Origin of the sequence: Candidatus Protochlamydia sp. R18 (genome assembly GCF_000648255.1) — a bacterium.
Lineage (GTDB): Bacteria > Chlamydiota > Chlamydiia > Chlamydiales > Parachlamydiaceae > Protochlamydia > Protochlamydia amoebophila.
On sequence record NZ_BASL01000783.1, the window covers coordinates 1 to 7,692 of the forward strand.

The following is a 7,692-nucleotide window of genomic DNA, read 5'->3' on the forward strand; positions in this document are numbered from 1 at the left end:
CACCATCTTAAGACTTTTCCTAGTAAAGTCATCCATAATTGTTAGAATCCGAAGGCGCCTTCCATTGGCTAATGCATCTGAAACAAAGTCAAGAGACCATCTTTGATTTGGCCTAGAAATCTCCTCAGGTCTTATTCTAGAACCTAAAGCTCTCTTTCTTCCACCCCTTTTTCTGATTTTGAGACCACTCTCTTTGTACAGTCGGTATACTTTTTTATGATTAATCTTTAATCCTTCCTTCTTCAGCAAGAGACAAATTCTTCGATACCCAAACCTTCTTCTTTCATGAGCTATCGAAATCATTTTATCCTTTACTTCTGTATCATTCTTCATTTTATGCTTATAGCGCCCAACAGACCTATCGAAAGCAAGTAAACGACAAGCTCTCCTTTGACTTATGCCATGGCGGATGGTTAGATCATTCATAGCCTTTCTCTTAGCCTGCGGGCCTACCACTTTTTTGACAAAAGATCCTTCAAAGCCACATTATCAAGAGCATAATCAGCTACAAGCCTTTTTAATTTCCTGTTTTCTTCTTCTAGAGCTTTTAATCTTTGTGCTTCAGATACACTCATTCCACCAAATTTGGCTTTCCATGAGTAATAAGTAGCGGGAGCTATGCTATATTTACGACAAACTTCAGCTACTGCTGAGCCTGCTTCTACTTCTTTGAGTATTTGAATGATGTGTTCTTCTGAAAATCTTTTTTTCATTGGTTCGTTTCCTAGAATTTATTTATTTTAACACGAACCTCTATTTCTTCTTGGATGATTTTTAGGGGGCAAGGTCAAAATTTTAGAAGAAAAGAAAATCATCGCCAAAATTCAATTCTTCTTTGAAATGCATGGTAACAGCCGCTTCACTGATTGGCACGATGATGAGGTTAAAACCTACAATAGAGCAGGTTTCAAAAAAACTGAAGATGATAGGATCAAATACTACGTTTTGGAAGAGGTCTTTAAAAATGAAACCTGTCAAAGAGCTGACTGGAAGCAAGCAGCCAAAGAATTAGTAAAGAAAGTTTACCTTAAGCCTTCTACCGATGCGAAATCAACACGCACTGAAAGCCTCGTGGCCTTAAGAAAAGAGTAAGATCGCACCCAAAAGAGAGTCAGTCAAATGTATAACGATAAGCTGGATGGATGGATTGACGAGAAAATGTACCTCTAAAAAGTGAGAGAATACAAAGCTCGACAAGCTGAAATCGTTAAGCAGATGGCGTGCTATGAGAAAGCAAATCAAATATTTTATATAACTCTCAACATGGTAATGAACTTGGCGTATCGTGCTAGGGAAAACTTCGAAAGTTTTGGAATGAATGAAAAACGGCAACTTTTAAATTTTGTGTTTCAAAATTTGAAATTAGACGGTAAAAATTTATCCCTATACAGTTATGAGCCTTTTACTACGCTAGTGAACTATAAAAAGTGCCCAAAAGAATGGGGCAACTTGGGATTGAACCAAGAAACGGAACGAGTTATAAGGGCGGTGGTTCACCACATTACCCAAAACCATCAGTCTCTAATGGTGAAAATGCTACGGGATTTTATTGGTTTCAAATGGCTGACTAGGTTGTTTGTTGCACCACCATTGCGCCGCGTATTAGTGATACCTTTCGGCTTTTCTCAGTCATTTCAATCAATAATCTTTGCAGAATCTACTTTGCTTTTTAAAAGATGAAGCTCAAGAAGATCGGCAGCAGCCTAACAATACTTTCGTATACTTAACTTGACAAGTTTGTACGGTAATGCCTGATTAACCTACTAATAATGCATGAGATTTTCAAATATATTTTGCTATGGAGTTGACACTCCATAGCTTTTAAGGACTTTACACTTTCTTCATTACTACAATTACTCGTTTAAACATCGAGAAGCACTTTTTGGCTTAGATAAAATTTTTAAAAAGTCTCGAAATTTTTCCTTTAAAGACCTAAAGCTAGAAGTACTTTTTTGATTTTTATTAATTTTATTTTCCAGATCTGTAAGTTCTTCATTTAAAGCCCTATATTTCTCATCTTTTTCTAAATAACCCAATTCTATTGAACGTTTTAGCTCGAACTTAGCCTCATTTACAAGCTTTAAAGCATTCCCTTTATCGTTTTCCTTTTCCAAGATGTCTTCAGCTGTAGTCAACAAAGTAATTACTTTGATTGTTGGTATAGGAAAAGTTTGGTGCATCTCTACTAATGTATTAAGTGCTATGTCCAATACCAAACTTGCTTCCGAAGCTTGTTTCAGTTCCAACAATCTTGCCGCTTTTTTGAGTGCTTCAGGATAATACGCAAGAGGCAAACAATAGGTAACAACATCAATCTCACTACATAAGAGATTAAGCAAGGCACGACTAACTGGATAATTTTTATAGTCAATGTTTTTTTTAATCAGTTTCTCAATTCCATTTATCTTATTTAGTTCTACAGGTGCACTATCAATAACTTTAATAGCAAAATCTACAGGTAGCAAAGCATTCTCAGGATGACGAGCTAATAAGACATCACTTTTACCAGTGGCACTTTCAACAGCAGACAAAGCTTCTGCAATTTGTCCATTCTTAATAAAATTAATGGCCTTCTTTGTTTCATTCACAATAAAAATAGCGTCAGGAACAAGAATTTTTTGTACCTCTTCTTTAGCTTGCTGGGTTTGATTTTGAATATCTTTTTGTGCTTGCGCCTGATTTTGAAAAGTAACTTTTTGAGATAAATTAGAAAGGTCTGCTTCTGCAGTTAAATTAGCCATGCAGGCTGTAAGACTTAAAATTACGACTAAACACATTTTAAAGGACATTAGAAACCTCCTAGTTATTAAAATTAGAGACCAAAAACACATCAATTTTTAATTTTTTTTAACCTTAGTATTAATAATATTTAACTGTAATTTCATTAATAACTCCTAATACTCTTACTAAATTGCGTATTGAACTCTCTGCCTCGCCTTTTTGAAAAGGGAAATCTATTTTTCTAGATAATATACATAACCTTGTTCTAAGAGCTTCTTTATTTTTAAAGGAAATTAATACGTTCCAGCGAAAAGTTTTCTAGCACAGCTTTAACAATATACATATCCATATCTGTGAGTTTTGCTTTTTTAACTAGAGCGACTATTAATTCACTTACTTCTATTTTAACAACAATTCAATCCCTAATTTTACCTTAAGATTTGTCACCTTTTCATCTGAACGAACAATTTTCTTTCTAGCTGCAACAAAAACCATCAAGGGCATCTAAATAAAGAAAATTCAATTTAATAAGTATATTTTCATAAACTTTAGGGTCCTCTCTCTTCGTTTTTTTTTACTTCCGCAATGATGAGAGGTTTCACGGCTTTACATTTAATTTATTCCTTTTACTTTTAATTTAAATAAAAATTTAAACTGAAAACTCACTCGATTAAATTAATTACTTTTTATTGATTTTTACTTTTTTTTTGATATATCGATTTAGTTTCTTGAATGAATTGAGATGAGCTATGATAAATAATATCATCAATTTCATCGATTAAATTGAGAAGACCTAAGCTTGCTAACTTTTTCATGTCGCTTTTAAAAAAATCGATAATTATCGCTTTATTCATTGAAAATGTGGCTTTTTGAAGAGTTGCTTCAATATTTGAAAATTGAAGTTTCTTTTTGCTATTGATTTTGAGGTAACCTTGTTTTTCTGGATTTTGTAATTTAGAGGGATTTGATTTAAAAGTATTGTTCATCTTCTTTACCTCATTACTTATCTAACTAAAAACTTCAATGCTTTTATAAAAATAATTTATTCCTCCTATAATTACCTTGCAAGGCAAACTTTTATCTGTTTATAAACTTCTTTACTTTTTAACTACTTGATAACACAGTATTTTTTATATTGTGCGCCTTAAATTACAATTATTAGCAATAGCTTAAAATAAGCAAAATAACAATTTAAAAGATTTCAATTTATAAAAATTGTTTAAAATCTTCTGTAACTTTTTATAGCTGAATTGACGATGTGAATTATGCATGATAAGTTTGAAATTAGCTGATTTTTCATCAAAAACCAGATATAATTATTTTTATATTAAAATTTTTTAACTATGAGGAATTAATATGAGCTTTTCTATAACAGGTAATTTATTAACAGAACTTTTTTTTAAGACCAGATATTACAAATACAAATTTTTTAAGAATTACTAAAACAAAAAATATTACTACCTATCGTTTAGCAGTAACTGAATTTGAAGCTTGTGATGGCCTCTTAAAAATGATTTTTCCAAGGCCAACTTTCATAACAAGAAAAAGCCAGAATGTATTCTCACCATCTGAAAATAGCTCAGGCAGTAAACCATGATAACTGAAGCTTAAGGTTTCATGGTTTAAGGCTTTTGAGGAAGTCCACCAGCCATTTTAGAAAGTGCATACATTAGGAAAAATAAAAAGCGCACGCTTTATAACAGAGAAACCTAGATTAGACTTTTTCCGGTTTGATCAAGTATCGGGCCAATTGACTTTGACATCACTTTTCGACCATTTGCCACAGAGAGAAAGGATTGTTCATCAGGTAGCCCAGTAATTGAGTCCCCTTATGTTGGAGGGTTAAATTTTTTATTTTTTGTGCAAACTATTTCTAATAGGGTTGCATGAATATAAAAAAACCTTTAAATTTTTTAGATGAACGGCTAACTAACTTAAGGAGAATATATGAAAACTATAGAGATCATCGCCCCTATTTTATTAGTCATTGGGGGTCTTAACTGGGGACTAGTCGGTCTATTCAATTTCAACCTCGTAGAATTTATTTTTGGCCAATTTCCTGTGGTTGCCAGAGCGGTTTATGCAATCGTTGGATTGGCTGCCGTGTACCACATATTTCAATGGAAAACCATTCAAGATTACTGGAAATAGGGATTCCGATACTTGAATTTGTGCAATTTTTGATTGAAGATTCTAGAAAATGGAGATGAGCGCAAAAATTTAAAATGATGTGACCAAGAACATTTCTATTTTTCCCGGCTCCATACTACATGTGTACCCTTTATTATCCTAAAATTCTGCGAATTTAAGACAAATAAGAATAAATCATGGATAAAAAGACCATCCTCATTTTTGAGGCATGTAGGGGTATTGCGTGGGCGCTTGCAAAGCGCCCTTTAAATAAAATATTAAAGAATTATTTTTAAATACAACTAGATTTAGCTATTTAGGACAACAACGATTATCTTTCGTTTTAATAGCCGAAAGAGAAGCTTCTAGGGTAATTAAGAATCTCTAGTATTTCACTAACATTGATTCTTCGTCTAAACGAGACTAAAAGTGCCTGCTGGACAGTTTTGAAAAATTCACAATCTCAAATTTTGGCTTCCTTGCAAGACATGTTGGACGACAAAATACCCAATGCTTTTAGCTCCAACAAAGAAGATCCCCTCATATTCTGTTTTTTATCAATTAGTGCTAGATAGTATTCTCTCTTGTTTTCGGCTGATATCACTCTATTGCATTTTCTTGCTTTGCTGCATTATATTGAATTAGCAAAAAGACTGCCGCCGAAATTCAGGCGTTGATTTTTTAGAAGCGCAGTTCACATCTTCATGTTAGAGGTAGATTTAACATGTTTCTATACTCTTGATGATTGTATTGAGTTCTATAATGACATTTTGAATGTTCTCTGGAAGCTTCAATTTCTGAGCTGCATGGCCTAAATTTTTGATGTGTGCAACCCAGAGTTTTTGCATTAGCTTGAGCTCATTTGTTTTGAAATCAATAAGCTCAAGAGTCGTACCGCGATTGCTAAACGTATTCTTTAACGATACTTGCAACTTGTTAAAGTTAATCATATGTGGTTCGCGCGCGAGTAGAAGCAGGTCATGATAGTCCTTCATACGGCTATTAGCAGCTCCCTTAGAAAGCACTGTCTCAAGCTTTTCTGCAAAAATTGTTTCGGAAGGATAGACAAGCAAGGAAATTTCACCTTCAAACATTGGCTTACCCTTGTACTGAAAGAAGTGCAATTCGCGAGTGGTGGGCGTGACTACGTCTCCTATGCCTACATCGATCTGAATCTTATCCCTCATGCGGCCAAATGTTGCTTTCAAACCGACGCGATATCCTGGATAGTCCATATGAGGCTGTTCTAAAAGCTCTATTCCTTCATAACTGAACGAAAATCCATCTTCTGATTCTATTGCGATAACCTCTTCTATAGCTTCCTTTATCTCGTCTTCACTGGCGTTTATGCTTGTGAGTAAAAAATCGAGATCAGTCGTCTCTCGTCCAATTTCCATGAGGTAGGCGAGAAGAAAACCTCCTTTAAAAATGAATTGTTGAGTATATGTTGATCGAGATAATCGGGATAAAAACCGTTCTAGAAGCAGCTTTTTCCAGCACTCATTGAAATTGATACCTCTTTCTTTAGAAATAGCTTGAAGACGATCTTTTAGTCCTTGTTCATTCATGTTGTTGCCGTGATAAGGTAGGGGGCAATGTTAAATCTAAGTTTTTTTGCGTACGACTGCAGTTTTTTAAGATCCAATCGCATTGTCCCTTTTTGGAATAAAGCCATTTTTAAAGCTTTGATGGCTGTTTCTCGACTCAGTAGCCTAAAGGAATCGATGATGGTCCGTTCGCGATTAAATATAGGAATGCGAACACCTCCCAGGTCAAGTTCTGTTTTTCCAAGCTCCATATTGCGGAATCTCACAATTCTCACTTTAGCACCTCTGCAAATGGAAGTAGTATGTGGTACAGCAATCCAATGTTCTCGCGGGATTTCCTCAGTTATATCGTGGATAGCTAGTGCAGAGATGAGGCAAATAACCCCATTGGGTACAGAATTTACAGCCTCTATAAGGTCCTCCCATCGAAAATTTTCAGGAGATCCTTGATAGTCTGTACTTTGGTAAATGCCGCGCCCTAGCCGTTTAATTAATCCTTTCTTAATATAGTAGCCAAGATGAGCAGCAGAAACCCCAAATTGTTTAACATCATTTGCAGTAAATGAGGGTTGAGCAAAAAGCGGACGAATAATACTTAGGTTTGTAGGTTTTTTCATAGGTTATCTCCTGTATTCAATTTAACAGAAACACCCAATTCCATCAACTGGGTTTTTGTGTTAAATTTTAAATCAAGAGATTTCAATAGACTACTGAAATAAACCTGATCAAAGATCAATCCTTTTTATTTTTTCTAAGTTTTTTGTATAAGTATACCATTTTAAAATCAGGTCTATAAGTATTCAACTTCGAATAAAAGATCAAACCCATTCTGCTTATAAAAAGCGTACGTATTTATGTAGTTGGGGTCCTTAACCATAGCATCATCATGGACAATCTGTGAAGAAGTTTCGGTTTGAAGATTTAGAAATTTTTTGATACATGCTAATCAAACTTTTCATGGCATACCTTGCAGTTTTTGCGATTCGTTTGACTTAAGCCGATAAAAAACATGTTTTTTAAGGGATGACCATCCGAAAGCTTAAGGATAGTCAAAGTCATTAATTTTATCATGATTCATACCGATCTTTCTCATGACATATCGGGAGCGCATATTTTGCATGGCAGTAAAAGAAACAATTTCTTCGAGTTTAAACATATCAAATCCGTATTGTAAGAACCTGTTTAAAATCTTTTAATCGTGTATAATTGCTTTCAAAAAAATTTTGTAGGCAATAATGACGCATTCTTATCCAAGCGATATTTCTAGAGAACAATTTGATAAAATCAAGCCAAT

At 34.2% G+C, this 7,692-nt stretch carries 10 protein-coding genes and 1 pseudogene; 3 read left to right on the plus strand and 8 right to left on the minus strand.

Annotation, left to right across the window (positions count from 1 at the left end):
• On the minus strand, positions 1 to 426 hold a 426-nt coding region (locus TY19_RS10870; protein WP_148300619.1), incomplete at its 3' end, for an IS3 family transposase.
• Positions 427 to 449: 23 nt separating this feature from the next.
• On the minus strand, positions 450 to 713 hold the full coding sequence (locus TY19_RS10875) for a transposase (protein WP_011175554.1): 264 nt from the start codon (positions 711 to 713) through the stop codon (positions 450 to 452).
• 127 nt (positions 714 to 840) lie between these two features.
• Here TY19_RS10875 and TY19_RS10880 point away from each other — a divergent pair, with 127 nt between their 5' ends.
• A complete protein-coding gene (locus TY19_RS10880) occupies positions 841 to 1,092 on the plus strand; it encodes a hypothetical protein (protein WP_042282526.1) in 252 nt (83 codons plus the stop codon).
• Positions 1,093 to 1,275: 183 nt separating this feature from the next.
• A complete protein-coding gene (locus tag TY19_RS10885; RefSeq protein WP_162472052.1) occupies positions 1,276 to 1,680 on the plus strand; it encodes a hypothetical protein in 405 nt (134 codons plus the stop codon).
• 173 nt (positions 1,681 to 1,853) lie between these two features.
• Here TY19_RS10885 and TY19_RS10890 read toward each other — a convergent pair whose 3' ends face one another.
• Complete coding sequence (locus TY19_RS10890) at positions 1,854 to 2,789, minus strand: YfdX family protein (protein WP_052354920.1); 936 nt, start codon at positions 2,787 to 2,789, stop codon at positions 1,854 to 1,856.
• A gap of 618 nt (positions 2,790 to 3,407) precedes the next feature.
• Positions 3,408 to 3,707 (minus strand): hypothetical protein, encoded by a 300-nt coding sequence (locus tag TY19_RS10895; RefSeq protein WP_042282529.1) that lies wholly within the window; start codon positions 3,705 to 3,707, stop codon positions 3,408 to 3,410.
• Positions 3,708 to 4,668: 961 nt separating this feature from the next.
• Between TY19_RS10895 and TY19_RS10900 the strand changes: the two genes are divergently transcribed.
• The gene (locus tag TY19_RS10900) at positions 4,669 to 4,872 is read left to right on the plus strand and encodes a DUF378 domain-containing protein (RefSeq protein WP_042282531.1); all 204 of its coding nucleotides are present in this window, start codon (positions 4,669 to 4,671) and stop codon (positions 4,870 to 4,872) included.
• 402 nt (positions 4,873 to 5,274) lie between these two features.
• Here the strand turns inward: TY19_RS10900 and TY19_RS27395 are convergent.
• The 4 genes and pseudogenes from TY19_RS27395 to TY19_RS19710 form a co-directional block, all read right to left on the minus strand.
• Positions 5,275 to 5,331, minus strand: a pseudogene (locus tag TY19_RS27395) (hypothetical protein); the annotation flags it as partial.
• Between the two features lie 239 nt (positions 5,332 to 5,570).
• Positions 5,571 to 6,419: a nucleotidyl transferase AbiEii/AbiGii toxin family protein gene (locus TY19_RS10905; RefSeq protein WP_042282533.1), complete on the minus strand. Its 849-nt coding sequence runs from the start codon at positions 6,417 to 6,419 to the stop codon at positions 5,571 to 5,573.
• Positions 6,416 to 7,015, minus strand: coding sequence for a type IV toxin-antitoxin system AbiEi family antitoxin domain-containing protein (locus TY19_RS10910; protein ID WP_042282535.1), 600 nt, complete (start codon positions 7,013 to 7,015; stop codon positions 6,416 to 6,418). Before TY19_RS10910 ends, TY19_RS10905 begins: the two co-directional genes overlap by 4 nt.
• Positions 7,016 to 7,437: 422 nt before the next feature.
• Positions 7,438 to 7,587 carry a GNAT family N-acetyltransferase gene (locus TY19_RS19710; protein WP_338140285.1) on the minus strand — a complete coding sequence of 50 codons (150 nt, stop codon included), beginning with the start codon at positions 7,585 to 7,587 and terminating at the stop codon, positions 7,438 to 7,440.
• Between the last annotated feature and the right edge of the window lie 105 nt (positions 7,588 to 7,692).

Coding starts and splice junctions, on each gene's coding strand:
- TY19_RS10890 (WP_052354920.1), bottom strand. CDS start 2,789: ATGTCCTTTAAAATGTGTTTAGTCGTAATTTTAAGTCTTACAGCCTGC.
- TY19_RS10875 (WP_011175554.1), bottom strand. CDS start 713: ATGAAAAAAAGATTTTCAGAAGAACACATCATTCAAATACTCAAAGAA.
- TY19_RS10905 (WP_042282533.1), bottom strand. CDS start 6,419: ATGAATGAACAAGGACTAAAAGATCGTCTTCAAGCTATTTCTAAAGAA.
- TY19_RS10895 (WP_042282529.1), bottom strand. CDS start 3,707: ATGAACAATACTTTTAAATCAAATCCCTCTAAATTACAAAATCCAGAA.
- TY19_RS10880 (WP_042282526.1), top strand. CDS start 841: ATGCATGGTAACAGCCGCTTCACTGATTGGCACGATGATGAGGTTAAA.
- TY19_RS10900 (WP_042282531.1), top strand. CDS start 4,669: ATGAAAACTATAGAGATCATCGCCCCTATTTTATTAGTCATTGGGGGT.
- TY19_RS10910 (WP_042282535.1), bottom strand. CDS start 7,015: ATGAAAAAACCTACAAACCTAAGTATTATTCGTCCGCTTTTTGCTCAA.